The organism is Bradyrhizobium sp. AUGA SZCCT0182, assembly GCF_018130185.1.
Taxonomy (GTDB): Bacteria; Pseudomonadota; Alphaproteobacteria; order Rhizobiales; family Xanthobacteraceae; genus Bradyrhizobium.
In genome coordinates this window covers 32,644-55,991 of the sequence record NZ_JAFCLY010000030.1, presented here as the reverse complement: position 1 = coordinate 55,991, position 23,348 = coordinate 32,644, and the positions used below count along the sequence as shown (strand labels likewise).

The 23,348-nt window shown below is 62.1% G+C and carries 27 protein-coding genes; 7 read left to right on the top strand and 20 right to left on the bottom strand.

Annotated features, from left to right (window positions below; all coding sequences use genetic code 11):
- Positions 1-8 precede the first annotated feature (8 nt).
- The 4 genes from JQ611_RS27585 to JQ611_RS27570 all read right to left on the bottom strand — a co-directional run bounded on the left by JQ611_RS27585 (position 9) and on the right by JQ611_RS27570 (position 4,309).
- Positions 9-1,115 carry an efflux RND transporter periplasmic adaptor subunit gene (locus JQ611_RS27585; RefSeq protein ID WP_212467166.1) on the bottom strand — a complete coding sequence of 369 codons (1,107 nt, stop codon included), beginning with the start codon at positions 1,113-1,115 and terminating at the stop codon, positions 9-11.
- 270 nt (positions 1,116-1,385) lie between these two features.
- A complete protein-coding gene (locus tag JQ611_RS27580) occupies positions 1,386-2,720 on the bottom strand; it encodes an MFS transporter (RefSeq protein ID WP_212467165.1) in 1,335 nt (444 codons plus the stop codon).
- 131 nt (positions 2,721-2,851) lie between these two features.
- Positions 2,852-4,021, bottom strand: coding sequence for a winged helix-turn-helix domain-containing protein (locus JQ611_RS27575; protein WP_212467164.1), 1,170 nt, complete (start codon positions 4,019-4,021; stop codon positions 2,852-2,854).
- A 57-nt stretch (positions 4,022-4,078) separates the two neighbouring features.
- On the bottom strand, positions 4,079-4,309 hold the full coding sequence (locus tag JQ611_RS27570) for a hypothetical protein (RefSeq protein WP_212262649.1): 231 nt from the start codon (positions 4,307-4,309) through the stop codon (positions 4,079-4,081).
- 505 nt (positions 4,310-4,814) lie between these two features.
- Between JQ611_RS27570 and JQ611_RS27565 the strand changes: the two genes are divergently transcribed.
- Positions 4,815-5,444, top strand: a complete 630-nt coding sequence (locus JQ611_RS27565) for an OmpA family protein (protein ID WP_212387476.1) — start codon at positions 4,815-4,817, stop codon at positions 5,442-5,444.
- Between the two features lie 58 nt (positions 5,445-5,502).
- On the opposite strand, the gene JQ611_RS27560 is transcribed toward JQ611_RS27565, so the two are convergent.
- Positions 5,503-6,711, bottom strand: coding sequence for a phospholipid carrier-dependent glycosyltransferase (locus JQ611_RS27560; RefSeq protein ID WP_212467194.1), 1,209 nt, complete (start codon positions 6,709-6,711; stop codon positions 5,503-5,505).
- 284 nt (positions 6,712-6,995) lie between these two features.
- Here JQ611_RS27560 and JQ611_RS27555 point away from each other — a divergent pair, with 284 nt between their 5' ends.
- Together JQ611_RS27555 and JQ611_RS27550 are read left to right on the top strand one after the other, a co-directional pair.
- Positions 6,996-7,718 (top strand): FecR domain-containing protein, encoded by a 723-nt coding sequence (locus JQ611_RS27555; protein ID WP_212262655.1) that lies wholly within the window; start codon positions 6,996-6,998, stop codon positions 7,716-7,718.
- A gap of 2 nt (positions 7,719-7,720) precedes the next feature.
- Positions 7,721-8,914, top strand: coding sequence for a hypothetical protein (locus JQ611_RS27550; RefSeq protein WP_212467163.1), 1,194 nt, complete (start codon positions 7,721-7,723; stop codon positions 8,912-8,914).
- A 104-nt stretch (positions 8,915-9,018) separates the two neighbouring features.
- Here the strand turns inward: JQ611_RS27550 and JQ611_RS27545 are convergent, their stop codons facing one another.
- The 3 genes from JQ611_RS27545 to JQ611_RS27535 form a co-directional block, all read right to left on the bottom strand.
- Positions 9,019-9,507, bottom strand: coding sequence for a VOC family protein (locus JQ611_RS27545; protein ID WP_212467162.1), 489 nt, complete (start codon positions 9,505-9,507; stop codon positions 9,019-9,021).
- A gap of 25 nt (positions 9,508-9,532) precedes the next feature.
- Positions 9,533-9,964: a VOC family protein gene (locus JQ611_RS27540; RefSeq protein ID WP_212262661.1), complete on the bottom strand. Its 432-nt coding sequence runs from the start codon at positions 9,962-9,964 to the stop codon at positions 9,533-9,535.
- Between the two features lie 212 nt (positions 9,965-10,176).
- Positions 10,177-10,722, bottom strand: coding sequence for a cupin domain-containing protein (locus JQ611_RS27535; protein WP_212209183.1), 546 nt, complete (start codon positions 10,720-10,722; stop codon positions 10,177-10,179).
- A 133-nt stretch (positions 10,723-10,855) separates the two neighbouring features.
- Between JQ611_RS27535 and JQ611_RS27530 the strand changes: the two genes are divergently transcribed.
- On the top strand, positions 10,856-11,071 hold the full coding sequence (locus JQ611_RS27530; RefSeq protein ID WP_212262665.1) for a CsbD family protein: 216 nt from the start codon (positions 10,856-10,858) through the stop codon (positions 11,069-11,071).
- Positions 11,072-11,163: 92 nt separating this feature from the next.
- Here JQ611_RS27530 and JQ611_RS27525 read toward each other — a convergent pair whose 3' ends face one another.
- The 9 genes from JQ611_RS27525 to ggt all read right to left on the bottom strand — a co-directional run bounded on the left by JQ611_RS27525 (position 11,164) and on the right by ggt (position 20,189).
- Positions 11,164-11,622 (bottom strand): FKBP-type peptidyl-prolyl cis-trans isomerase, encoded by a 459-nt coding sequence (locus tag JQ611_RS27525; RefSeq protein ID WP_212262667.1) that lies wholly within the window; start codon positions 11,620-11,622, stop codon positions 11,164-11,166.
- Positions 11,623-11,730: 108 nt separating this feature from the next.
- Positions 11,731-12,066 carry a low affinity iron permease family protein gene (locus JQ611_RS27520; RefSeq protein ID WP_212467161.1) on the bottom strand — a complete coding sequence of 112 codons (336 nt, stop codon included), beginning with the start codon at positions 12,064-12,066 and terminating at the stop codon, positions 11,731-11,733.
- 8 nt (positions 12,067-12,074) lie between these two features.
- On the bottom strand, positions 12,075-14,210 hold the full coding sequence (locus JQ611_RS27515; protein ID WP_212467160.1) for a catalase: 2,136 nt from the start codon (positions 14,208-14,210) through the stop codon (positions 12,075-12,077).
- A gap of 203 nt (positions 14,211-14,413) precedes the next feature.
- A complete protein-coding gene (locus JQ611_RS27510; RefSeq protein WP_212262673.1) occupies positions 14,414-15,256 on the bottom strand; it encodes a hypothetical protein in 843 nt (280 codons plus the stop codon).
- A 209-nt stretch (positions 15,257-15,465) separates the two neighbouring features.
- A complete protein-coding gene (locus JQ611_RS27505; RefSeq protein ID WP_212262675.1) occupies positions 15,466-15,945 on the bottom strand; it encodes a low affinity iron permease family protein in 480 nt (159 codons plus the stop codon).
- Between the two features lie 61 nt (positions 15,946-16,006).
- Positions 16,007-16,516: a ferritin-like domain-containing protein gene (locus JQ611_RS27500; protein WP_212467159.1), complete on the bottom strand. Its 510-nt coding sequence runs from the start codon at positions 16,514-16,516 to the stop codon at positions 16,007-16,009.
- Between the two features lie 101 nt (positions 16,517-16,617).
- On the bottom strand, positions 16,618-16,818 hold the full coding sequence (locus JQ611_RS41920; protein ID WP_312012192.1) for a SemiSWEET family transporter: 201 nt from the start codon (positions 16,816-16,818) through the stop codon (positions 16,618-16,620).
- A gap of 304 nt (positions 16,819-17,122) precedes the next feature.
- Positions 17,123-18,370 carry an NAD(P)/FAD-dependent oxidoreductase gene (locus JQ611_RS27490; protein ID WP_409411304.1) on the bottom strand — a complete coding sequence of 416 codons (1,248 nt, stop codon included), beginning with the start codon at positions 18,368-18,370 and terminating at the stop codon, positions 17,123-17,125.
- Positions 18,371-18,602: 232 nt separating this feature from the next.
- Positions 18,603-20,189: a gamma-glutamyltransferase gene (gene ggt / locus JQ611_RS27485; RefSeq protein ID WP_212467157.1), complete on the bottom strand. Its 1,587-nt coding sequence runs from the start codon at positions 20,187-20,189 to the stop codon at positions 18,603-18,605.
- 203 nt (positions 20,190-20,392) lie between these two features.
- Between ggt and JQ611_RS27480 the strand changes: the two genes are divergently transcribed.
- Positions 20,393-21,145 carry a rhodanese-related sulfurtransferase gene (locus JQ611_RS27480; protein ID WP_212467156.1) on the top strand — a complete coding sequence of 251 codons (753 nt, stop codon included), beginning with the start codon at positions 20,393-20,395 and terminating at the stop codon, positions 21,143-21,145.
- Positions 21,138-21,353: a SlyX family protein gene (locus JQ611_RS27475; protein WP_212467155.1), complete on the top strand. Its 216-nt coding sequence runs from the start codon at positions 21,138-21,140 to the stop codon at positions 21,351-21,353. Before JQ611_RS27480 ends, JQ611_RS27475 begins: the two co-directional genes overlap by 8 nt.
- A 67-nt stretch (positions 21,354-21,420) precedes the next feature.
- Here the strand turns inward: JQ611_RS27475 and JQ611_RS27470 are convergent, their stop codons facing one another.
- The 3 genes from JQ611_RS27470 to JQ611_RS27465 all read right to left on the bottom strand — a co-directional run bounded on the left by JQ611_RS27470 (position 21,421) and on the right by JQ611_RS27465 (position 22,163).
- A complete protein-coding gene (locus JQ611_RS27470) occupies positions 21,421-21,687 on the bottom strand; it encodes a hypothetical protein (protein WP_192738391.1) in 267 nt (88 codons plus the stop codon).
- 98 nt (positions 21,688-21,785) lie between these two features.
- A complete protein-coding gene (locus JQ611_RS42570; protein WP_283816780.1) occupies positions 21,786-21,920 on the bottom strand; it encodes a hypothetical protein in 135 nt (44 codons plus the stop codon).
- A 21-nt stretch (positions 21,921-21,941) separates the two neighbouring features.
- Positions 21,942-22,163, bottom strand: a complete 222-nt coding sequence (locus JQ611_RS27465) for a hypothetical protein (RefSeq protein WP_212262686.1) — start codon at positions 22,161-22,163, stop codon at positions 21,942-21,944.
- Between the two features lie 124 nt (positions 22,164-22,287).
- Here JQ611_RS27465 and hemE point away from each other — a divergent pair, with 124 nt between their 5' ends.
- A complete protein-coding gene (gene hemE, locus JQ611_RS27460) occupies positions 22,288-23,331 on the top strand; it encodes a uroporphyrinogen decarboxylase (protein ID WP_212467154.1) in 1,044 nt (347 codons plus the stop codon).
- Positions 23,332-23,348: the final 17 nt, after the last annotated feature.

The window sequence follows — 23,348 nt, the reverse complement described above, 5'->3', positions numbered from 1 at the left end:
ACCGCGGATCAGAACGACAGCGACGAGACGACCCTGACCTTCTGGGCCGGATCGAGCTTCTGCACGCCGAGCGCCACAACCCTGGCGCCTTCAGGCACGCCGCCGGTGATGACGACGGAATTGCTCTCGTAGGACTTCACGACGACCGGCTTCAGCGTCACGGCGCCGGCATCGTCGACGATGTAGAGCGAGGGATTGCCGCCCTGGCTGTACAGCGCCGACAGCGGCAGCTTCGCGACGTTCTCGGTGGCGGGATCGGACAGCGTCAACGTTGCGGTCATGCCGAGCGACACGCTGTCGCCGGCGCCGGGCAGCGAGAACTTTGCCAGATAGGTGCGCGTTGCCGGATCCGCCGTCGGCGCGATCTCGCGCAGTTTTGCGACGTATTTCTTGTTGGCGTCCGACCACAGCGTGACGGAGGCAGCGCCATCCTTGGCGCGGCCAACAAGGGTTTCCGGGATCGCGACCACGGCTTCCTTTTCGGCAAAGCGCGCGACGCGGACCGCGGTCTGGCCGGAGGCGACCACCTGGCCGGCGTCGATGAGGGTCGCGGTGACGACGCCGCGGGTATCTGCGATCAGCGTCGCATAAGAGAGCGAGTTCTTGGTCAGTTCGACCGAACGTTCGGCACGATAGAAGCGCGCGCGGGCCTCATCGGCGGCGGCGCGGCTCTGATCCATTTGCGCGTCCGTGGTCCAGCCCTTGGCGCGCAGATCCTTGGCGCGCTGCTCGGACGCGGAGGCCTGCGCCAGCACGCCGGTCGCGGCACGGTATTCCGCTTCGGACTGCTCGGCCTGCAGCTTCAGATCGACTTCATCGAGGGTGGCGAGCGGCTGGCCGACATCAACGGTCTGGCCGACTTCCACGAGGCGCTTTGCGACCTTGCCCGGGACCCGGAAACCCATGTCGGTCTCGATCCGGGGCCTGATGGTGCCAACGAAGCTGCGTTCCGGCGTTTCCGCCTCATAATGCACGGTGGCGACCAGAACCGGACGCCCGGGAGCGGCCTTTTCGGCCGCCTTTTCATTGCAGCCGGTCAGCGCGAACACCGCCAACGCCAGCATCGCGCCGGTCAAGAGCCTGTAATAGCTGGAAAAAATGGATCGGGCGAACATCGAATTCTCCATCGGCTATATGCTGATGAAGATTATTGAGTGTTCACTGACGAATGTCAATATTCGTCAGTGAACACCAATTCGTGAGTTAACGGGGTATTACCGTTGTCGTCCGGGCCTAGTGCGCAATTGCGCACGGGGGGCCGGGACCCATAACCACGATGCTCCTTGCTTACGAAAGGTCTCGCCCCAGCCTGCCCGTTCCCGCGGCCGCGGCGTATGGGTCCCGGCCCCCGTGCGCAATTGCGCACTAGGCCGGGACGACAGAAGCTACTTCCCCTGCCCTGCTGCGCCGAACTCGGTCTTGGTGTCGTGGCCGCCGAGAAACACCAGCAGCCCCGCCGCAAGCGGCAGCAGCGACAGCACCAGCAAGCCGGTCGATGTGCTGCCGGTGGCTTCCTTGACCCAGCCGACCAGATACGGCCCGCCAAAACCCGCGAGGTTGCCGATCGAATTGATCAGCGCGATCGCGCCGGCTGCGGCCGTGCCCGACAGCCACGCCGTCGGCAACGTCCAGAACACCGCGAAGGTACAGAACACGCCGATCGCGGCGATCGTCAGCAGCACCATCGTCGTGACGGGATCGGTGATGTAGCTGGAGGCGCCGAGCGCGACGGCGGTGAGCAGCAGCGGCCCACCGACATGGGCGACGCGTTCGCGCGTGGCGTCGGAGTGCCGCGCCCACAGGGTCATCGCGATGGTGCCGAACAGGAACGGGATCGCGGTGACGAAACCGGTCTGCGCATTGCTGAGGCCGAATGCTTTCACGATCTGCGGCAGCCAGAACTGCATGCCGTAGAGCGCACCGACGAAACCGAAATAGACGATGCTCAGCATGATCACCTTCGGCGATGACAGCGCCTGCCCGAGCGTCAGGTGCTTTGCCGCCTGCTTGGTCGCGATCTCCGCCTGCAGCTTTGCCGCCAGCCACGCCTTCTGTTCCGATGTGAGCCAATCCGCCTTCTCAGGTTTATCGGTGAGATAGAACCAGGTGACGATGCCGAGCAGCACGGAGGGAATACCCTCGAGAATGAACAGCCACTGCCAGCCCTTCAGCCCCATCATGCCGTCGAGCCCGAGCAGCAGACCCGAGATCGGCGCGCCGATCACGGTCGAGACGGGAACGGCGATCGCAAACGCAGCGAGGAACCGCGCACGATATTCCGCCGGATACCAATAGGTCAGATAGAGAATGATGCCGGGAAAGAAGCCGGCTTCGGCGACGCCAAGCAGAAACCGGAGCACGTAAAAACTCAGTTCGCCACTCACCAGCGCCATCGCCGCCGAGATGATGCCCCAGGTCACCATGATGCGCGCGATCCAGCGGCTGGCGCCGAATTTTTCCAGCGCGAGGTTACTCGGCACCTCGAAGATGAAATAACCGATGAAGAAGATGCCGGCGCCCCAAGCGAAGATCAGCGGCGTGAATTTCAGTTCCGCGTTCATGGTGAGCGCGGCGAAGCCGAGATTGACGCGGTCGAGATAGGAAAAGAAATAGGCCAGGATCAGGAATGGAATGAGCCGCCATGAAATCGTGCGGATGGTCGAGGTTTCGATGTCGCTCCTGGCGCCGCCGGCGGCGGCTGACGTGGTGGCAAGGCTCATAAGTTTGTTCCCGGGCCGTTTGTTGCTGTTGCCGGGGTTTTGAGCATTGGCAAAACGGTGTCAATCCGATTTGCGGGAGCAGCGCATCCGCAATCGGATGGGGGCAATGCGCGGGACGCAATGGCTGCGCTTCACTCCGCCAGTTGAAACCGCTCGAAGCGATGCAGCTCTTCCTCGATGCGGCGCTTGAGCTCCTTGCGCGGAGCCTTCGCGGCGCCCTTGCCGACCCAGTTCCATTTCTGCACCAGCAATTTCTTTTCCTTGCGGTCGGTCTTCAGATCGATCGCGGCAACGATGTCTTCGCCGACCAGCACCGGCAGCGCGAAATAGCCGAACAGGCGCATTTCCCGGGGTACATAGGCCTCGAAACGATGGCCGTAATCGAAGAACAATTCGGTGCGCTTGCGCTGGATGATCAGGGGATCGAACGGCGAGAGGACGTGCACGAGGCCGCCATCGCGCTCGCCTGCGGGTTGCTCCAGCGTCTCTGCCCCCGCCCAATGCTCCTGCTTGCCCGCGCCTTCGAGGGCGATCGCCACCATCTCCTTGCGGCGGACGCGCGCCTCGATCAGGCGGCGGACCGCGGCCTTGCTCGGCGCATCGAGATGGCAGATCGAATCGAGGCTGACGAGTCCCTGCGCGCGCAAGGCGCGGTCGAGCAGATAGGTGGTCGTCTCGAGGTTCGATGCCGGCTTCGGCGGCTTGTCCCAGCCGAAATGCCGCGTCATCAGCTCATATGTCTTCAGCATGCCGGTCCGTTCGGAAATGGTGACCGCGCCGGTATAGAACGCCAGCTGCAGCGCGCGCTTCGACGGCTTGCGGCTCGCCCACAGATGCTCCTTCTCGGTCAGCACGTCGTCCTCGATGTCGCGGATGGTCAGCGCGCCATCGCGCTTGAGCAGCCGCATCACCTTGCGGGTGTCGGCGGGGCTGACGGACGCGAACCATTTATGGCCCTCGCGCTTGTGCAGCTTCATGCCCGGTACGAAGAAGCGAAAATCCTTCGACGGCACATAGGCCAGCGCATGGGTCCAGTATTCGAACACGCTCTTGTCGACGCTCTGGGCCTGCCGCAGGTCCGCGCGCCGATAGTTGGGAATGCGGCTGAAGAGAATGTGGTGGTGGCAGCGCTCGATCACGTTGATGGTGTCGATCTGCACATAGCCGAGATGCTCCACCGCGGCGGCAGTGGCCCCCGGCCCCTCGCCGAACGGGTCAGGCGTATCGAGCCGCTGGGCACGCAGCCAGATTCGCCGGGCCTCGGCCTTGGTCAGGGGGTGGGGTTTTGTCGCGCGGGGCATCGCCCGGCAATGTAATCGGATTCGCTCATCGGAGGAGTCCTGGATTTGGGAGCGAAATCAGCGTTTCGGCCGTTGAGTAACGCTGCCGGTAGCGATATCCGCCTCGCAGGACGCCTTGCCATGGTCCGGGGCGCGGCATTTGTAGACGCTGCCAGTCAGGCGATCGACCAGCCACGCGCTCTCTTCGGTCGGACCGTCGAAGGCGGTATAGCGGGTGCCGAGCGCGTTGATGAACGTCGACAGCAGGATCGCCGCCGCGATCATCGCCGCGCCGATCAAGGTCGGCATTGAACTTGCCGAGCCCGTGAGCTCCGGTGGAACGTTACGATAATTTTGATACTCGCGTTGACGCTTTACCGACTGAAACACCCGCCCGCCTGCTCTTGCTTGCCCAAACCTTTTCTTGGATTTTCTTTTGGGATTTTCTCGTGGAGAATGGTGCTAGGTGCCCATCATGCCGATTTGTTGTTCGCAGATCGGCGCTGACGCGACGGCAATGAGACCAGCAAACAGCAAAGTAGAAGCCGGGAAGCGGCGCGGGTTCGCTGATACCTGCAACACGAGGCAATTGCGCTTTGGATCATCGCGGGCGGCTGGCAAGCGCCGTTTACAGAAGTCGCAGGGAACACAGTGATCTAGATCACACAGAGTAACAGGGTGGACCCAAATCAACGGAAGCCAGCCGCTTTGAACGTGACCTAGATCACATTGGTCGATTTGAACCTGTCTTATCTTCGCAGCATCAAACCGCCAACCAGCCAATATGGCAGGCGTAACAGTGAGGAAGACGACAATGACCCGCTTTAATGGATTTTCCATCCTGACAATCGGCGCCGCGCTGTCGATGACGGCGGGCGTGGCGTTTGCCGGTGAGACCGTCTCGGCAGACAAGATCCTGAACGCGCTGAAGCCGACGTCGGCGACCCGCAGCCTTTCGATGGGCCCGCAGGCCAATACCGCCGCGCAGGCCAAGGAAGCCAGCTTCGTCGATACGCTGCGCAACCGCAAAACCCGCTCGCTCTCGATCGGCGAGCGCCAGGAAATTGCGGAGCTCGCCGCGACCAAGCCGAAGATCGATCTCGAAATCCGCTTCGACTACAACTCGGCCGACATCAGCAAGAGCTCGATGTCGGCGGTGCAGGAACTCGGCAAGGCGCTTTCGGACGCCAGCCTGAAGGGGTCGACCTTCGTGGTTGCCGGTCACACCGATGCGGTCGGCAGCGACGGATACAACCAGGACCTCTCCGAGCGCCGCGCCGATACGATCAAGAAGTTTCTCACCGAGCAATACGGCCTCAACGCCTCCGACCTCGTGACCGTCGGCTACGGCGAGACCCGGCCGAAGGATCCGAACGCACCGATGGACCCGGTCAACCGCCGCGTTCAGGTCGTCAACATGGATACCAAAACCGCGTCGAAGTAAGCTCGCGCGCTTCGATCCGCCTGCCGGAAACGGCAGGCGGATTTCGTTTGTCCGGGATTTATATCCAGTTCTGGAAAATCATCAGGCGGTTGAACGTCGCCATCGATGTTTCCACGAACCCGGCCGAGATCGGCAGCATTACAACGAAGCCCGCAAACCCCACCGCGACAAAGGCCCATAGCAGCCAGCGTGGCGTGTTGCCGCGGCGGAGCGCATAGACCAGCACGAAACTCGCGGTGGTCGCGGCCGGCAGATAATAGTAGATGAAGCCGAGCGTTCGCGGCAGCAACGCCCATGCGAGATACGGGCCGACATAAAACGCCAGCACCAGAAACGCATCCGCCCGCCGCGTCACGATCCAGTCGCGCAGGCAAACCAACAGCGCGATCAACGCCGGCCACAGGATCAGGGGATTGCCGAGAAAGACCACCGCCGAGATCCTGTCGTCGCTGACCTTGTCGAACAGATACCAGACCGGGCGCACCAGGAACGGCCAGGACGGCCACGAACTCATATAGGTGTGGCCCGCGATCGCGGTCGTGGTGTTGTCGCTGAAAATCCGCCGTTGCGCCTCGATGATGTCAGGGACCGACAGGCCGTAGAGCGGGACGAAGGTCGAGAGATAGGCCAGCGCCGGGATCAGCAGGAAGCAGGCCGCGAAATGCCAGGCCTTGAAACCGGGCCACAGGTCGGGCCGGTACCAGTCATCGGCATTGCCGTCGGCAAATTGCGTACGCCAGCTTTGCAACAGGCGAATCACCGCCACGATGACGACGCAGACCACGAGCACGAACAGCCCGCTCCATTTGCAGCCGATCGCAAAACCGCAACACAGCCCGGTCAGCGCGAACCACAGATGCGGCCGCTGCTGCCGGAAGCCGTGCATGAACGCGGCAATGGCGAACAGGCTGAAAGTCAGCGCGAAAATATCCAGCATCGCGATCCGCGATTGCACGAACAGCATCTGATTGAAAAAGGCGAGCAGGCTCGCGGCGATGGCCGGCCCCTGCGCCGCGAACAATGCGAGGCCGCACAGATACACCGCGACAATGGCGAGCGCGCCTGCCAGCACCGCCGGATAACGCCAGCCCAGCGGCACGTCGCCGAAGGTGTGGATTGACAGCGCGATGAACTGCTTGGCCAGCGGCGGATGCATCGGGTTGAGCATCGGCTGCGGCATCACGGGCAGAAGCATCTGCCGCGCCGCCGGCACGTAATGCACTTCGTCAAAGTAGAATTTTTCGGGCGTGGTGATGCCGATCAGCATCGCGAAATGCGCGAAAAAAAACAGGGTACCCGCGATGATGGCGGTGCGCGCAATTGTCTGATCGGGAATAGAAGTTGGTAATTCTGGCACTGTCTTCACGAACTAAATGAAATTGCGGCAGAATTGAGTGTGGGCGGTACAGATTTTTATGTCCATCGCATTGAACGCGATTCGAATCCGACGCCACTAACCGACGGGCTAGTAAGGCGCCGCTTGTGATAATTCTGCCACATCGCTTGCGCGCGCGATCCGGTACGATGTCGGGATAATCGATCGGCTTTGAAATGAAATCGCGTAACTACTCTGTTTTTCTTTTTGTGCTTGGCGCAATCGCGGTGCTGGCGGCAAGTCCGCTTTCAGCACAAACGCGCGTCGGCGAAGCCGCCGTCGTCAAGAACCAGGTTCTCCGTGTTGCCGGATCGGCAACCAGCCAGCTCAATGTCGGCGACGGATTGCTGCGCGACGAAATCGTGCGCACCGGCCTCGACAGCGCCGCGCGGCTGGTGATGTCCGACAGCACCAACCTTTCGCTCGGGCCGAGCGCGTCGCTCAAGCTCGACCGCACCGTGTTCGACGACGAGACCCATTATCGCGACGTCGCGATCCGCCTGACCTCCGGCGCGTTCCGCTTCGTCACCGGCAATTCGGAAAAAGCCGCCTACAAGATCACGACGCCGCTTGCGACCATCGGCGTCCGCGGCACCACGCTCGACATCCTGTCGCAGCGCGGCCAGACCGTCGTCAACTTAAGGGAAGGCCAGGCCTCGGTCTGCACCGTCAGCTTCGAATGCGTCCAGCTCACCAGTCCCGGCGATACCGCTGTCATCACCCTGAGCGGCGGCAAGACCACCATCAAGAAGACCAACAACCCGCCATGGACCTTCGCCAAGACCTGCAGCGCCGCGGCGGGGCTTTGCAGCGCGACGCAATATGCCAACGCCTCGCCGACGGTGACGCCGCCGGTCGATGACGGCAGCGATCCCACCGGCATGTTGTGCGGACGCTGACGATGGCAAACCGCATCAAGGGCTTCATCGTATCGGCCGCGCTGACCGCGGGGGTTTTGTTTTGGCTGGCGCCCGTGCAGCCGGCGTCGGCACAATCAACGGCAGGCGGGACAATAACTGTCACCGGGGGCACGACTGTCATCGGTTGCGAATCTGAGTGTCCGGGCAGCCCATCGCCGACGCCAACCTCGACCCCGACTCCGAACTCAACCTCGTCACCCACTCCGACACCAACGCCCTCGCCATCACCGACCCCCATTGCGTCGCCAACGCCGACACCAACGCCGAGTCCGGGCCCAACCGGCGCGGATTCCAGCGCGGGATCGATCAACGATCTGGCCAAGCAGCGCTTCAACCAGATGATCACCAACCGCGTGCTCGGCACCGTGCTGCTCGGCATCAACGAGCAGGTCAATTGCGGCGATTGCGTCAGCGCCTTCGGTTCGGCAGGGTCGTTCTCGGCCGGCATTCACGGCCGCAAGAACCTGACCGCCAATCTGTCGCTGCTGGCGGGCATCGCCTACACCCATTACAGCGAAGGCGGCTACAGCGTCACGGCGGCCCCGATCGGCGCGTTCGCGCTGCGTTACGATTTCGCCGACTGGGGATCGTCACGGCCGTTCTTCGACATCGGCGCCATCCTGACGCCCTATGAGAAGATACGCTATCGCCGCACCTACGCCACCAGCCTCGGCGCGGTATCGCTGGACAGCCACACCACCGGCGACAATTACGGCGTCTATGGCCGCGCAGGCTGGATCAGCCGGCTGTCGCCGCGCGACGAGGTCGCCGCCTCCGTCGAGGTCTGGCAATTGTGGCAGCGCGTGAAGGGCTATGCCGATCCCGCCGCCGCGTTCAATCCGTTCGACGCCTCGATCGCCGGCGGCACCGACAAGACCAATCTGGTCAAGATCGGCGGACAGTGGACGCATCTGTTCGGCAACAATGTCGAGGCCAATATCAATGGCGGGTTCGTCCAATCGTTCGGCACGCAGTCCGGCATCGTCGCCACCGTGACCGGCAACGGCACCGTGGTGCCGACGATCGGCAACCAGGGCTGGTTCGAATATGGCGGCCGCCTCGGCTTCCGGATCAGCAAGGGCTGGGTCGCCGACCTCTTCGTCAACGGCACCGCCGGCCCGCAGCCGGTCGGCAACACCCTGCATGGCGGCGTCGGCTTGCGGATCACGTATTAGCGAAGAATGTAGGGTGGGCAAAGCGCAAGCGTGCCCACCGTTTTTACAACAGCGACCCGATGGTGGGCACGGCGCGAAGCGCGCCTTTGCCCACCCTGCTTTGCTCAAGCCGCCGACTTGCCTTCATAGGCGCGCCTGAGGCCTTCGATATCGAGCTTGACCATGCCGAGCATGGCCTGCATCGTCCGCTTCGCGCCTGCCGCGTCGGAACCGCCGATGTATTTCATCAACGCGGTCGGCACGATCTGCCACGACACGCCGAAGCGATCCTTCAGCCAGCCGCATTGTTCGATCGAGCCGCCATTGGCCGACAATACGTCCCACAGCCGGTCGATCTCGGCCTGGTCCTTGCAATCGATCTTGAACGAAACCGCATGGGTGTGTTCGAAGCGCGTACCGCCGTTGAGCGCCATGAAGCGCTGGCCGGCCAGCGTGAACTCCACCACCAGCACGGTGCCGGCCTTACCGGCCGGGCCATCGACCAGGTTCTTCTGTATCGTCTCGATCCGCGAATCCGGCAGCAGCGAAACGTAGAATTTCGCGGCCTCCTCGGCCTCGCCGTCGAACCACAGGCAGGGTGAGATCTTGGACATGTTGTTTGCTCCGTGATTCCTGAGATCAGGCGTTGGCCGCAGCCGGTTGCGCCGCATTCGCGGCCGCGACGTCCATCCACATCACTTCCCAGATATGGCCATCGGGATCCTCAAAGCTGCGGCCGTACATGAAGCCGTAATCCTGCTTCGGGCAGGGATCGACGCCGCCGCCCGCCTTCTGCGCCTTGCCGACGACATCGTCGACTTCCGCCCGGCTGTCGGCCGAGACGCAGATCAGAACCTCGCAGGAAGTTTTGGCGTCCGCGATCTTCTTCGGCGAGAACTGCATGAACTTTTCATGGGTCAGCAGCATCGCGTGGATGGTGTCGGAAAACACCATGCAGGACGCGGTGCCGTCGCTGAACTGCTCGTTCATCACGGCGCCGATCGCCTGGTAGAACGCGGTGGCGCGGGCAAGATCGGTGACCGGCAGGTTGACGAAGATCATTTTGGCCATGAATGGGCTCCTTTCGAGGGGGTCGGATAGAGGACGAATGAGCCGGCATCGATCCGACATCGGTTTTGGAGATTTTTTCGGTCCGATTTTCCGTGTCATGACGGGGCTTTGCCAGGACTTCGACAAACTAACTTCGGCAAGCCAATACTGAAATGCCCGGCACGAGGCCGGGCATGACAACTTTAACCGTCATCGCGAGGGGCGACGAGAAGCTACGATTTCTTCTCCGCGGGGTCCCGGTGCACGGGATCGACCCACAGCACGGTCTCCGGCTTTTCGATCGGCTCGATGTCGAGGTTGATCGCGACAGCTTCGCCGTCGCTGCGCACCAGCACGCATTCCAGCACCTCGTCGCGGCTGGCGTTGATCTCCTGGTGCGGCACATAGGGGGGCACAAAGATGAAATCGCCGGGCCCGGCTTCGGCGGTGAACTGCAGCTGCTCGCCCCAGCGCATCCGCGCCTTGCCCTTCACGACATAGATGATGCTTTCGAGATGGCCGTGATGATGCGCGCCGGTCTTGGCGTCGGGGCGGATCGTCACGGTGCCCGCCCATAATTTCTGGGCGCCGACGCGGGCAAAATTGATCGCGGCCTTGCGGTCCATGCCCGCGGTCGACGGCACGTTGGGATCGAGCTGATTGCCGGGAATGACACGGACGCCATCATGCTTCCAGCGATCGGCGTCGTGGCTGTGCGAGTGATCGCCGTGAGAATGATCGTGCGAATGATCATGTGGATGGTCGTGAGAACCTGACATCGCGCTGCTTTCCGTAAAATCGTTCGATGGCCAAGCGTACATAAAAACGTGAACAGAAACCAGCGTTTAGAGTGAACCGCTGGCGCATTGGTGCGTTGCTCTATCGAAGTACAAACATCAAAAGGAATGTTCCATGGGTAGCACGGCAGACAAGGTTAAAGGCGCCACCAACGAAGCCATCGGCAAGGCCAAGCAGGGCATTGGCGAAGCCACCGGTTCCGAGCAACTGCAGGGCGAAGGCGTGATCCAGGAAGTCAAAGGCAAGGGCCAGAAGGCGATGGGCGACGCCAAGGAAGCCACCAAGGAAGCCATCGACAAGGCCGCCGCGGCGGCGAACAAGAACCTCTGATCGCGCTGATTGCGTGAAACTGAAAGACCGGTCCTTTGGGACCGGTCTTTTTTTGTTTGCACCATGGGCCGCAGCCGAGCGAGAAGCGGCGGTTACTTCACCGCCAGCAATTCGACATCGAACATCAGCGTGGCGTTGGGCGGAATGACGCCGCCGGCGCCGCGCGCGCCGTAGCCCAGCGCGGGCGGAATGATCAGCGTGCGCTTGCCACCGACCTTCATCGAGGCGACGCCCTCGTCCCAACCCTTGATGACGCGGCCCTGGCCGATCGGAAAATCGAACGGCTCGTTGCGGTCGACCGAAGAGTCGAACTTCTTGCCCTTCTGGCCATTTTCATAGAGCCAGCCGGTGTAGTGCATGACGCAGGTCTGGCCGGGTTTCGGCGAAGCGCCGGTACCGACCGTGCTGTCGATGATCTGTAAACCTGAAGCTGTGGTCATGGGTTTTCCTGCGGTCTGGGCCGATGCCGGGGCCGGAACAAGGGTTGAAGTAGCCGCCGCCGCCACGGCGGCAAACGCGCTCTGAATGATCGTGCGTCTGGAAGATCGCATCTCGTTGCCTTTCTCGATAAGTCGGAGCGTGTCTAGCGCACCGGAGCTGGTGTTGTCACCCCGCCGGCGCAGGCAAATACGCATGGAATCGGTGCGCATCCGGCGTTGTCAATCGGCATCCTTGCTCACTTCTTTATCCCGATGCCGCTCAATGTCTTCAGGCTCCTGCTCGTCGAGGTGAGTAAGCTCCGACCTTGCATCGCGATCCACGCGCAAAAGCTCATCCAGCTTGGCATGAAGTGCCAGATTATCGCGCCGGTTGGTGCGCTGGATGAACAGCGTCATCATGAAAACCGCCAGTGTGCCGACGGCCTCCCAACCGAAGCTATCCCCAGCAAAGGCGAACCACAGCGCACCGTAGGCGACCACCCCAAGGAAGGCGGCGGGGTGTCCCGCCGCTTGCCCGATATGGGTTGTCCAATGCTGCTCGGGTACCTTCGCCATCGCTCCTGCTATTTCATCTTGACGCCGGGCTCCCGGCCCCAAACCCGCAATTGACCCAGCTTGCCGACAAAGCCTGCCACGTCCCTTGGCGAAGCCAGCGAAATGAAGCCTTCGTCGATATCGGCCTCGGCGATCCCGGCTTTCCCAAACAGCGGCGCTGCCGCTTCCACGTGACCGATGAACTTGCAATGAGCGAACGCGTCGGCGACGAAATCCCGCGCGGTGGATTCCTGCAGCAGATCGTCCATTGCCGCAGCCGCCGGCAGCAGCGCAACCGCGTCGTACAATACCGAGGGACCACCATCGATCATCTGATCGGCCTCGATCCAGCTGCCGTCGCCGGCCTTGGCTCCTCCCACCTTCGGGGCGATGATTTCGAACGTGGCGCCTTCCTTGGTGAGCGCCTTCTGCAACGCTTTCAGCAACGCCGCATCGGTACCGTCGGTGACGAGAATACCGAGCTTGCGGCCCTCGAACCGTTGCGGCCCGTTTTCGACGATGCTCAGTTTTGGGGACGGATCGAGGTCCTGCCGCGTCGGCATGGCCGCAGCGGCCGGCTTGGGCATCGCTTTCAGCCCGAGCCCTGTGCCGACCCTGCCGGCCAGCGTCTCGTCGATGTTCAGCAAATGCGACACCATCCGCTCGCGAATGACAGGGGTTTTCACCTTGCTGAGTTCGAAGGTCAGCGCCGCCGCGATATGATGCTGCTCGCCGCGGGTTTGGCTGATCAAGAACTGCCGCGCCTGGCTGTAGTGATCGGCAAAGCTCTCCGCGCGCAGGCGGCGTTTGGCGCCCTGCTCCACGTCCGCAAATGGCACGAAGCCGCGCTGCGCCGACTCGCGCGGTCCTTCGCCGAACGAGTTGGGCTGATAGTTGACGCGACCGACCGGGTTGCGCATCGCCATATGACCATCCTGCTGGAAATGAGCGAACGGACATTTCGGCGCGTTGATCGGAATATGGGTAAAGTTCGGGCCCCCCAGCCGCTTCAACTGGGTGTCGAGATAAGAAAAATTGCGCCCCTGCAGCAGCGGATCGTTGGAGAAGTCGATGCCGGGCGGCACGTTTTGGGTCATGAACGCGACCTGTTCGGTCTCGGCAAAGAAATTATCCGGCATCCGGTCCAGCACCAGACGGCCGACCGGGATCGGCGGCAGCATTTCTTCCGGAATGATCTTGGTGGGATCGAGCACGTCGAACTCGAAACGGTCTGCGAAGGCCTGATCGAACAGCTGAAACTGCAGTTCCCATTCCGGAAAATTGCCGGTCTGTATGGCCGTCCAAAGGTCGCGGCGATGGAAATCCGGGTCGGCGCCATTGATCTTCACGGCCTCGTTCCACAACACCGACTGCAGGCCGAGCTTGGGCTTCCAGTGAAATTTGACGAACGTCGACTCGTTCTTCGCGTTGACGAGACGGAATGTATGCACGCCGAACCCTTCCATGAAACGGAACGAGCGCGGGATGGCGCGGTCCGACATCACCCACATGATCATGTGCATGCTTTCGGGGGTGAGGCTGATGAAATCCCAGAAATTGTCGTGGGCGGATTGGGCCTGCGGAAACGCACAGTCCGGCTCTTCCTTCACCGCATGAACGAGGTCCGGAAACTTGATCGCGTCCTGAATGAAGAACACCGGAATGTTGTTGCCGACGATGTCCCAGTTGCCTTCCTGCGTATAAAGCTTGACGGCAAACCCGCGCACATCGCGCGCCAGATCGAACGAGCCCTTTGCGCCCGCCACCGTCGAGAACCGCACAAAGGCCGGCGTTCGCTCGCCGGCGCGCTGAAACAGGTCGGCACGGGTGTATTTCGAAAGCGGCTTGTAGTTCTCGAAGAAGCCGTGTGCGCCGTAGCCGCGGGCATGAACCACCCGCTCCGGAATGCGCTCATGGTCGAAGTGGAATATCTTTTCGCGGAAATGGAAATCTTCGAGAAGGGTTGGTCCGCGGGGGCCGATCTTGAGCGAGTTCTGATCGTCCGACACCGGGCCGCCCTGGGCGGTGGTCAGCACCGGCACATCAGCTGTCGCAACCTGATGCAGCTCGCCGCCCTCGCCGCGACTGAGTTTCTGATCGTGAATCGTTACCGACCGGGCGGATATTGCTTTATCGTTGACGGCGGACTTTGAAGATTTGGCCATGAATTTTCCTAGTTAGAAACAATGGCACCAAGCGTCGGTCCATCGAAATGTCGAGGAAGGCAAAAATCCCCCGCGACCGCGGGGGATTTTCGGTTCTGGTTTCAACTGCCTATCGCAGCAGCAGGATCAGGATGATCAGCGGAATCGGAATTCCGACGAGCCAAAGAAGAATGGGCATGGGACTTTCCTTTCATGTTGCAAAATTAGCGGTGAGCCGCGCGTCGCCATGTACCGTCGCGAAGGGCACCGCCTTCGGTCGCAGCAAGGCTGGCGCAGAACGCTCCGATCAAAAGGGAAGCCACGAGCCAGAACGCCAGTTGCGCGGTGGCCTTGCGGGCGGCATCAGCATCTGCCTTGATCTGCGTGACGACATCGTTGACGCGCTTTTCGGCATCGGCCTGGCTCAGGCCCGTTCGCGCAGCAACGACCTTGGCGACGTAAGTTCTGTCAACCGGCTTCAACTCGCCACCGTTGCGAAAACCTGACGTGAACATGCGGGTCATTTCAGCGCGCGGATCCTGCGCATTGCCAGCGCTGGCGGACGCCGGGGAGTCTGCGCGCAGCAGCGCGTCGACGTAACCGTCCATCGGGCCGGACTGACTGGCCGCTGATGTCGCCGCCTGACTTACGCCGGACGCCGCCCCACCGATCAAGCTGCTTGCCGGCGATGCCAGAAGGATCGCGCCGAGCACGGAAGCGAACGCCCAGGCAATAAAGCCATGCGCAGTGTCACGAAAATAGACCTCATCGGTGTGAACGCCGGTCCATCGCGTCCGCAGGCGACCGGCGATATAGCCGCCGATCGAGGAAGCGAGCATCGCGATGACGATGAGATAAAGGCCCGTTCCGATCTTGAACGTCGTTGCTGACACACCAGACCCGCTCCAGGGCGACACGACGGAGAGACCCAGACCGATGCCGAACGCCAGCAATACCAGCGTGAGCGCACAACTGACGACGGCGCCAGCAGTAACCGCGGGCCACGAAACGCCGGAGACGGACGGCTCGGCCGCATCGACTCCCGGTTGAATAACGACTGCATCCATAATAGCGCGCTCCCACCTGACGGCAGATATTTCAAGTGCCGCATTGTTGTTCAGATGCCGCACCAATGTGCTGTGAGAACTTTGGTTCCGGAGCATTGCCTTCTTCTTGCCGAAAGGCATCGGAAGCACCGACTGAACACGAAAACGCGCACACCCTCGGTTTTTTCCGAGGGCGCTGATCGCTAATGTCTGTGTGACGATGGATCGGCCTAGCCTACCGCGCGATCCGCGGCATCCTTGGCTTTCTTGCCTGTCTTCTTCACGGACTCTTCGCCGGCCTTTTCAGCTTCGGCGCGCCGCTCGCACCTGTCTCGGATTTCCTCAAGCTCGTCGTCGGTGAGATGCTCGATTCCGACAAAGGAATTCTGCGCGGTGCTGACGCGAATGAGTTCGTCCAGCTTGACCTGAATGGCTGCGCTGTCGCGGTTCTGGGAGTTTTGGATCAAGAACACCATCAGGAAGGTGACGATCGTCGTGCCTGTATTGATGACGAGCTGCCATGTGTCTGAATATTGAAACAACGGCCCCGTGATCGCCCAGACCAGAACGACTCCGGTCGCGACCATGAACGCGGAGGCGCGGCCAGCCGCCAGCGACGTCTTGTTCGCGAGATCACCGAAGAAGCGACTGAAACCGCCGTGGTGCTCTACGGATCTGTTTTCCTGCGGATTGGCGTTTTGGCCGGCCATCGACGAAATCTGCCTTCAATGCCTGACCGCCCAGCGCAACGCGCCGGGCGGCACGATAGTTTCAGCTCGCGGCTTTGCGGTTGACGCCCTTGCGGAGCGCGACCGTGTTCAGCTTGGTGTTGGCGGCCTTTTCCTCGTTCAGGTTCGTCGTCAGGAACCGGACGATATCGTCGTGGCCAAGTTCTTCCGCCCATGCGATTAGCGTGCCATAGCGGGCAATCTCGTAATGCTCGACCGCCTGTGCGTTCGCCACGATCGCGGCGTCCAGCACCGACTTGTCTTCGATCTCGCTTGCGGTTGCATTGGCTTCCTTGATCAGGCCGTCGATCGCCGGGCAGTCGGTGCCGGAAGGTTGTTTGCCCAGTTTCTTGAATACCTGATCAAGCCGCTCGATCTGCTTGTTGGTCTCCTCGAGATGCAGCTTGAGGCCCTGCGCCAGATCGCGGTTGGTCGCCTGGTCGATCATCTTCGGCAGCGCCTTGGTGATCTGTTGCTCGGCGTAATAGATGTCCTGCAAGCCGTGCAGCAACAGGTCGTCCATGGTTTTGATGTCTTTTGAAAACAGTCCCATTTAGATCTCCTGAGCTCAAATTTGGAATCGATGCGTTAAACTTTGCTGGATGCGCAATGTTCCTACCTGATGTTCATTGAGATGGCGTCGGAATCTCGGGGCTAGTTTCCGGCTCGCAGGTCGCGAAACTTGAAGGCGAGAACGCTGGCCGAGAGTGCGGCTCCGACGCTGTTAGCAGCGACGATAACCCAGTCGCCTTTCAGCAAGCCGTAACCGATCCAGCACACCAAACCTGACGTCAGAACGACGAGCATGGTCAGCGGCAGATCGTCGGTCGATCCGCGCGGCCACGCCTTCCGCACCTGCGCAATATGAAGTAAGAGCGGCGGCGCAGGCTCCGATCCACGGAGCGAAGTCCTGGATCATTTCGACAGCGCCATAAGGTGATTAAGCTGCATCCGGAGCCTCACTGCGGAATTGTCCGTCGCGGGCTCCGGACGCTCGCTACCTAGCGATTCATGAATAGTGCAAGAAGCAAAATGATCGGAAGCGGAATTCCGATTAACCAGAGAAGCGCGCCTTTTCCGAAACCCATGTCAGCCTCCATGTATTGATGACTGCATGGACAACGCGTGGCGCTGAGCCAGGTTCCAATAGTGCAACCGGTCAACCGATCGATCCGCCATCCCGGTCCAGCGCGAAATCGCGCAGCAAGGGCGAACTCGCGCCGGCAATCAAATCGCCGATCATGTGAGCGGCGAGATAACTGAACGTGATCCCGTTGCCGCCATAGCCGTAAGCCGCAAAGACGCCCTTGTGTCCCGGCACCGGCCCGATCAGCGGCAGCCCGTCGCGCGTAGTGTCGAACGTGCCGGACCAGCGGAATTCGATTTCGGTGTTCGCGATCGGCCATAGCGCCACGAGCTTTTGTGCGAGAATCCTGGACTTCTCGGGGATCAGGCGGTCGCGCGCCTCCGGCTCGATCACATCCTCGCTGTCCTCGCCACCGATGATGATCCGCCCTGCCCGCGTCGCGCGCGCATAATGATAATCCTTGCTGTTCTCCCAGATCAACGCGGCGTCTTTCCAGATGTTCTGCGGCTGCGGCGTGGTCGCGATCGCCCAGCTCGATGACACCGCATGCACCGTCGAATTGACGATATCGGGCATCGTATAGCCGGTCGCGAGTATCACCGAACGCGCCTCGATCTCGCGGCCATTGGCCATGGCGACGCCAACTGAGCGGCCGGCGGAGTCGAACGCCACGGCATCGCCTTCAAACGAACGGGCGCCCCGCGCAACTGACGCCTTGAGAAGCCCGCGCGCCAGTTGCATCGGATCGGCATCGGCGGCGCCCTTTGATACGATCGCCCCTGCGCGCGCGATTCCAAAAGTATCGAGCAGCCTGGCATGGTCGAGATATTCGCCGGGCAGACCGGCGCGTTGGCGCAGGCGATGCTCTTCGATCAACTCGCCGCCGGTGTCACCGGCCGCCAAATAAAGCGAATCCCTGTCATGCAGATCGCAGGCGATGCCGAGCTGTGCTACCAGCGATTTCAGGCCGGTGACCGCGTTCAGGCTGGCGCGATAGGCGCGCGAGGCGCGCTCGAAACCATAAGCCTCGGTCAGCTCCGTCAGCGAGCGGTCGATTTCCCACAGCAGCATCGAGGTGCTGGCCGCGGTACTGCCGCGACCCGGCAACTCGCGATCGACGATCACGACGTCGAGGCCCTGGCGCGTCAGGCGCTCGGCGACCAGCGATCCGGTGATCCCCGCGCCGACGATCAGCGCATCGCATTTGAGATTCTCGCTGACCTCACGGCGCCCCGGATGTCCGGCCGCCGCAAACCACGGCGATTGTCCGCCGTGCAGATCGGCTTGTTCGGTGTCGTCGGTATCGAGAACGCTGATCACGGACCTCAGTGGGCTGACGCAGGAGACAAACCGGCGCACGTCCGCGCCCATCGCTTAACGAAAGCGATGGGAACTGGTTCCGAGTCGATGAGGTGAGAGGCAGCGGGCGGGCAGCAAACCTGCCCGATCGCTTGGCGCGTTGCTTCTGATTGCATCAGAATCAACGCTCTAAACTTTATTTTGACGCGTTTTCTTCACGCGAACCGGTATCCACTTCGCTGGAAAACGCTCCTTAGTATCCCAGCGCGCAACCATCCTTGCGGGGGTCGGAACCGCCGGCCAGCGTGCCCTTGTCCCAGTCGATCCAGATCGCCTGGCCGCCGCCGAGCGGGCCGACCACGCTCGTGGTCTTGTGCCCGATCTTCTTCAGGCCCTCGACGATGTCAGCCGGGATGCTGTCCTCAAGCTGGTAGACGCCCTCGTAGTGCAGGCCGCGCGGCATATCGATCGCTTCCTGCACGTCGCAACCATAGTCGAGCATGTTGGTCAGCACATGGCTCTGGCCCACCGGCTGATACTGCCCGCCCATCACGCCGAACGGCATCACCGCGCGGCCGTTCTTGGTCACGAGGCTCGGGATGATCGTGTGCAGCGGCCGCTTGCCCGGCGCGATGCAATTGGGATGGCCGGGCTGGATCCGGAAACCGCCGGCGCGGTTCTGCAGCAGCACGCCGGTGTTGTTGGAAACGATCGCCGAGCCGAACGAATGCGCGATCGAGTTGATGAACGAGCAGACGTTGCGGTCCTTGTCGACCACGGTGATGTAGACGGTGGACGGATTCATCGGCGGCGCGACGTTGGGCAGGTCGAGCAGTCCGTCCATCCGGATCTTGCTGATGTGCTCCTCGGCGAATTCCTTGGCGAGAATGCCGGCGACATCGACGTGAACCTGCGCGGGGTCGCCGATATATTGCTCGCGCATCATGTAGGCGATGCGCGCGGCCTCGGCCTCGAGATGAAAACGCTCGACGCTCAGCGCGGGATATTTCGTCAGGTCGAAGCGCGAGAGAATGTTGAGCATCACCAGCATGGTGATGCCCGGGCCGTTCGGCGGGCACTGCCAGACGTCGTGGCCTTTATAGATCGTGCCGATCGGCGAAGTCGTCTCGGTAGAGTGGGCTGCGAAATCCTCCAGCGTGTGCAGGCCGCCGATGCCGCGCAGGGTATCGACCATGTCGGCGGCGATCTCGCCGGTATAGAACGCGTCGCGGCCATTCTTGGCGATCGCGCGCAGCGTCTTGCCGAGTTCCGGCTGATGGATCACATCGCCGGCGGAGGCGGGCTTGCCGTGCGGCAACAGATAGCGCGCGGTGTTGGTTCCGTTCTTGAGTTTCTCGAAACCGTTCTTCCAGTCGAAGGCGATGCGCGGGGCGACGATGTAGCCTTCTTCGGCGGCCTTGATCGCCGGCTGCAGCAGGGTATCGAGGCCCATCTTGCCGTGATCGCGCAGGATCGTATCCCAGGCGTCGATGGCGCCGGGAATGCTGACGGCGTGGGCCGAGGTCAGCGGCACCGAGTTGATCTTGCGCTCGAGATACCATTCGGCGTTTGCCGCCATCGGCGCGCGGCCGGAGCCATTATAGGCGACAATCTTGCCTTCGCCCTTGGGCTGGATCAGCGCGAAACAATCGCCGCCGATGCCGGTCGATTGCGGCTCGATGACGCCAAGCAGCGCGCAGGCCGCGACCGCGGCATCCGCGGCGGTGCCGCCCGCGCGCATCACGTCGACCGCCACCAGTGCCGCGGCGGGATGCGAGGTCGCCACCATCGCGTTCTGGGCATGGACCGTGGAGCGGCCGGCGAAATGGAAATTCCTCATCAGGAAAGCTTTCTTTTCAGCGTTTTCTTTGGCCACGCCGGGGTCAGGCGCGGGCTAACCGCGGGTTCTTTGCATATTCATCCCGGGCAGGGCAATGGCTGGTATGCCAGAGATTTGGCCCCGAGGGCAGGCCGGCAAACGCAGGGGCTGGCGGCTGATTTTGCAGGGTTTCCCCCTCCCTGCCCGCCTGATAAACGGTCGCCATGCCCCTCAAGGTCGCCGCCTTCTACCAATTCGCCGCGCTGCCGGATTTCCGGGAGCTGCGCGAGCCCCTGCGCGCGATCTGCGCGGGGCTCGGGCTGAAAGGCAGCGTGCTGCTGGCGCATGAGGGCATCAACGGTACCTTGGCCGGAGACACCATAGCGATCGACGCCCTGGCCGAGGAGTTGCAGACCGGCGCCCTGTTCGGCGGCCGGCTCGACAACCTCGAACTGAAATTCTCGCAGGCCGCCGCGATGCCGTTTGCGCGGCTGAAGATCCGGCTCAAGAAGGAAATCGTCACGCTGGGCGACGCGATTGCCGATCCGACGCGGCGGGTCGGCACCTATGTGGAACCGGCCGACTGGAACGCGCTGATATCAGCGCCCGATACCCTCGTGATCGACACCCGCAACGCCTTCGAGGTCGCGATGGGGACGTTCGAAGGCGCGCTCGATCCCGGCATCAGGAGTTTTGGGCAGTTCAAGGATTTTGCCGCTCGGCAGCTGGATCCGGCCAAGCACCGCAAGATCGCGATGTTCTGCACCGGCGGGATTCGCTGCGAGAAGGCCAGCGCCTATTTGCTGGCGCATGGATTTAACGAAGTCTATCACCTCAAGGGCGGTATCCTGCGTTACCTGGAAGGCGTGCCGAAAGAACAAAGCCGCTGGCGCGGCGAATGCTTCGTGTTCGACGAACGGGTCGCGCTCGGCCACGGCCTGGAGGAGCGGCAACCCAATGGTGGCTCCCATGAGTGACACCAACGCGCTCGGCGAGCGCATCGACGCGCTGGAAATGCGGCTGACGTTTCAGGACGTAACCATCGAGACGCTGAACCAGACCATCACCGAACAGTGGAAGCAGATCGACGCGCTCACGCGCCAGCTCGCAGAGCTCAAGGAGCGGCTGCAGGACGCCGAAAGCAGCGTCGCCGGTCCGGTCAACGAACGGCCGCCGCATTACTGAGGCGACAACAGGAGACAACAGGAAACGGCCTCCGCGTGGGAGGCCGTTTCGTCAAACTCGACGCCGGTTAATAGCGCTCGCGCTCGATGATGACCTTGCGGTCAGGATCGTAATCGCGCTTACGCTTGATCACGACGGTCTCGTCGCGATCACGGTACTCACGCTCGCGGATCACCTCACGGTCGCGATAGCGGTCACGGTCGACGCGGCCGACGGTGACGCCAGCGCCTCCCGGTCCAACGCCGACGCCGACGCCCACATCCTGCGCACTCACCGGCTGAACGAAGGAAATTCCGGCTACCGCGACGGCAGCCATGACAAGATGCTTGATCATCGCATGTTCCTCTCTGTGAATTTATCTCTGTGAGTTATCTGGGAGCAATTCGCGGTGATATGAATTGTTCCGGCGCAATCACGCGCCAACCAATTGCGCTACGCACGTATGCCAAACCAGATCGCGAGCGCGATCATCATGGCCACGATCGCGGCCCAGACCACAGGCGTGACTTTCTTAGAACTGCCGCTACGCGGCGAGTTGTTGGCGGCATGGTTGAATTCAGTCTTCATCACATCACCTGCCAATAAGTGCTAGCGGAACACCGCGAGCACCTTGTCCCACAGCGTTCCGTTGGCGCGATCGCCGTCATGTTTCGACGGCGCCGGTTGCGCGGCGCTGGCGGGATCGGAGGCCGGAAAACTGCCCTCCAGCCCGGCATCGAGTTTTTCGTGCATTTCCCGATCGGCCAACAGCGCGTCACGGGGGTCATCGGCGTGCTTGTCATGCGCCGCGGGATTGAATTTCTCAGCCATGTGGTTCCTCCATTGCCGAGATAACGCCCCCGATCTGCGCCTGTTCCATATCTCGCCTTGGCCAAGCTGGAACCTGCTGTTATCAGAGGCATCAAATATCAGCCTTTCACGCAGGAACCTTTCGTTGACCCAGATATCCCAGAAGCCGTTTCTCGACGTGTTGTCCGGCCATCGGCAGAACGTGCCGCCGGTCTGGATGATGCGGCAGGCCGGGCGTTATTTGCCCGAGTATCGCGAACTGCGCGCCAAGGCCGGCGGCTTTCTCGATCTGTGCTTCACGCCGGAATACGCCGCCGAAGTGACGCTGCAGCCGATCCGCCGTTTCAACTTCGACGCCGCGATCATCTTTTCCGACATTCTCGTCATCCCCTACGCACTCGGCCGTTCCGTGCGCTTCGAGGCCGGCGAAGGCCCGCGGCTCGACCCCCTGGATACGCCGGAGCAGGTGACGAGCCTGGCCACGCAGGCCGACTTCAGCAAACTTGAACCGGTGTATGAAGCACTGCGCCGCGTTCGCCGCGAGCTCGATCCCAACATCGCGCTGATCGGCTTCTGCGGCGCGCCGTGGACGGTAGCGACCTACATGGTCGCAGGCCAGGGCACGCCGGATCAGGCGCCGGCCCGGATGATGGCCTATCGCCATCCCGAGGCGTTCTCGAAAATCATCGACGTGCTGGTCGAGAATTCGATCCAGTATCTGCTCGGCCAGCTCAAGGCCGGCGCCGACGTGCTGCAGATCTTCGACACCTGGGCCGGCGTGCTGCCGCCGCGCGAATTCCAGCGCTGGTCGATCGAGCCCGCCAAACGCATCGTCGCGGGCGTGCGGGCGCAAGCGCCCGATGCCAAGATCATCGGCTTTCCCCGCGGCGCAGGTGCCATGCTGCCCGCTTACGTCGAAGCCACCGCCGTCGATGCCGTCAGCATCGACTGGGCGGCGGAGCCGTCATTGATCCGCGAGCGCGTGCAGAACCGCGTCGCCGTGCAGGGCAATCTCGATCCGCTGGCGCTGATCGCCGGCGGTGCGGCGCTCGATCGCGCTGTCGACGACGTGCTCGCGAATTACGCAAGCGGCCGGCTGATCTTCAATCTCGGCCACGGCATCCAGCCGGAGACGCCGATCGCCCATGTCGAGCAGATGCTGAAGCGGGTGCGGGCGTACAAGGGCTGAGCCAAGCGCGAGACTGT

Bases quoted from the DNA above. Each gene is read 5' to 3' on its own strand.
- JQ611_RS27520 (WP_212467161.1), bottom strand. From the start codon at position 12,066: ATGGCGAAGGTACCCGAGCAGCATTGGACAACCCATATCGGGCAAGCG.
- JQ611_RS27535 (WP_212209183.1), bottom strand. From the start codon at position 10,722: ATGTCAGGTTCTCACGACCATCCACATGATCATTCGCACGATCATTCT.
- JQ611_RS27580 (WP_212467165.1), bottom strand. From the start codon at position 2,720: ATGAGCCTTGCCACCACGTCAGCCGCCGCCGGCGGCGCCAGGAGCGAC.
- JQ611_RS27465 (WP_212262686.1), bottom strand. From the start codon at position 22,163: ATGGCTGAGAAATTCAATCCCGCGGCGCATGACAAGCACGCCGATGAC.
- JQ611_RS27550 (WP_212467163.1), top strand. From the start codon at position 7,721: ATGGCAAACCGCATCAAGGGCTTCATCGTATCGGCCGCGCTGACCGCG.
- JQ611_RS27585 (WP_212467166.1), bottom strand. From the start codon at position 1,115: ATGTTCGCCCGATCCATTTTTTCCAGCTATTACAGGCTCTTGACCGGC.
- JQ611_RS27570 (WP_212262649.1), bottom strand. From the start codon at position 4,309: ATGCCGACCTTGATCGGCGCGGCGATGATCGCGGCGGCGATCCTGCTG.
- JQ611_RS27575 (WP_212467164.1), bottom strand. From the start codon at position 4,021: ATGCCCCGCGCGACAAAACCCCACCCCCTGACCAAGGCCGAGGCCCGG.
- JQ611_RS27560 (WP_212467194.1), bottom strand. From the start codon at position 6,711: ATGCTGATCGGCATCACCACGCCCGAAAAATTCTACTTTGACGAAGTG.
- JQ611_RS27505 (WP_212262675.1), bottom strand. From the start codon at position 15,945: ATGGCCGGCCAAAACGCCAATCCGCAGGAAAACAGATCCGTAGAGCAC.
- JQ611_RS27565 (WP_212387476.1), top strand. From the start codon at position 4,815: ATGACCCGCTTTAATGGATTTTCCATCCTGACAATCGGCGCCGCGCTG.
- JQ611_RS27500 (WP_212467159.1), bottom strand. From the start codon at position 16,516: ATGGGACTGTTTTCAAAAGACATCAAAACCATGGACGACCTGTTGCTG.
- JQ611_RS42570 (WP_283816780.1), bottom strand. From the start codon at position 21,920: ATGAAGACTGAATTCAACCATGCCGCCAACAACTCGCCGCGTAGCGGC.
- JQ611_RS27525 (WP_212262667.1), bottom strand. From the start codon at position 11,622: ATGCGATCTTCCAGACGCACGATCATTCAGAGCGCGTTTGCCGCCGTG.
- JQ611_RS27540 (WP_212262661.1), bottom strand. From the start codon at position 9,964: ATGGCCAAAATGATCTTCGTCAACCTGCCGGTCACCGATCTTGCCCGC.
- JQ611_RS27515 (WP_212467160.1), bottom strand. From the start codon at position 14,210: ATGGCCAAATCTTCAAAGTCCGCCGTCAACGATAAAGCAATATCCGCC.
- JQ611_RS27555 (WP_212262655.1), top strand. From the start codon at position 6,996: ATGAAATCGCGTAACTACTCTGTTTTTCTTTTTGTGCTTGGCGCAATC.
- JQ611_RS27510 (WP_212262673.1), bottom strand. From the start codon at position 15,256: ATGGATGCAGTCGTTATTCAACCGGGAGTCGATGCGGCCGAGCCGTCC.
- JQ611_RS27530 (WP_212262665.1), top strand. From the start codon at position 10,856: ATGGGTAGCACGGCAGACAAGGTTAAAGGCGCCACCAACGAAGCCATC.
- ggt (WP_212467157.1), bottom strand. From the start codon at position 20,189: ATGAGGAATTTCCATTTCGCCGGCCGCTCCACGGTCCATGCCCAGAAC.
- JQ611_RS27475 (WP_212467155.1), top strand. From the start codon at position 21,138: ATGAGTGACACCAACGCGCTCGGCGAGCGCATCGACGCGCTGGAAATG.
- JQ611_RS27480 (WP_212467156.1), top strand. From the start codon at position 20,393: ATGCCCCTCAAGGTCGCCGCCTTCTACCAATTCGCCGCGCTGCCGGAT.
- JQ611_RS27545 (WP_212467162.1), bottom strand. From the start codon at position 9,507: ATGTCCAAGATCTCACCCTGCCTGTGGTTCGACGGCGAGGCCGAGGAG.
- JQ611_RS27470 (WP_192738391.1), bottom strand. From the start codon at position 21,687: ATGATCAAGCATCTTGTCATGGCTGCCGTCGCGGTAGCCGGAATTTCC.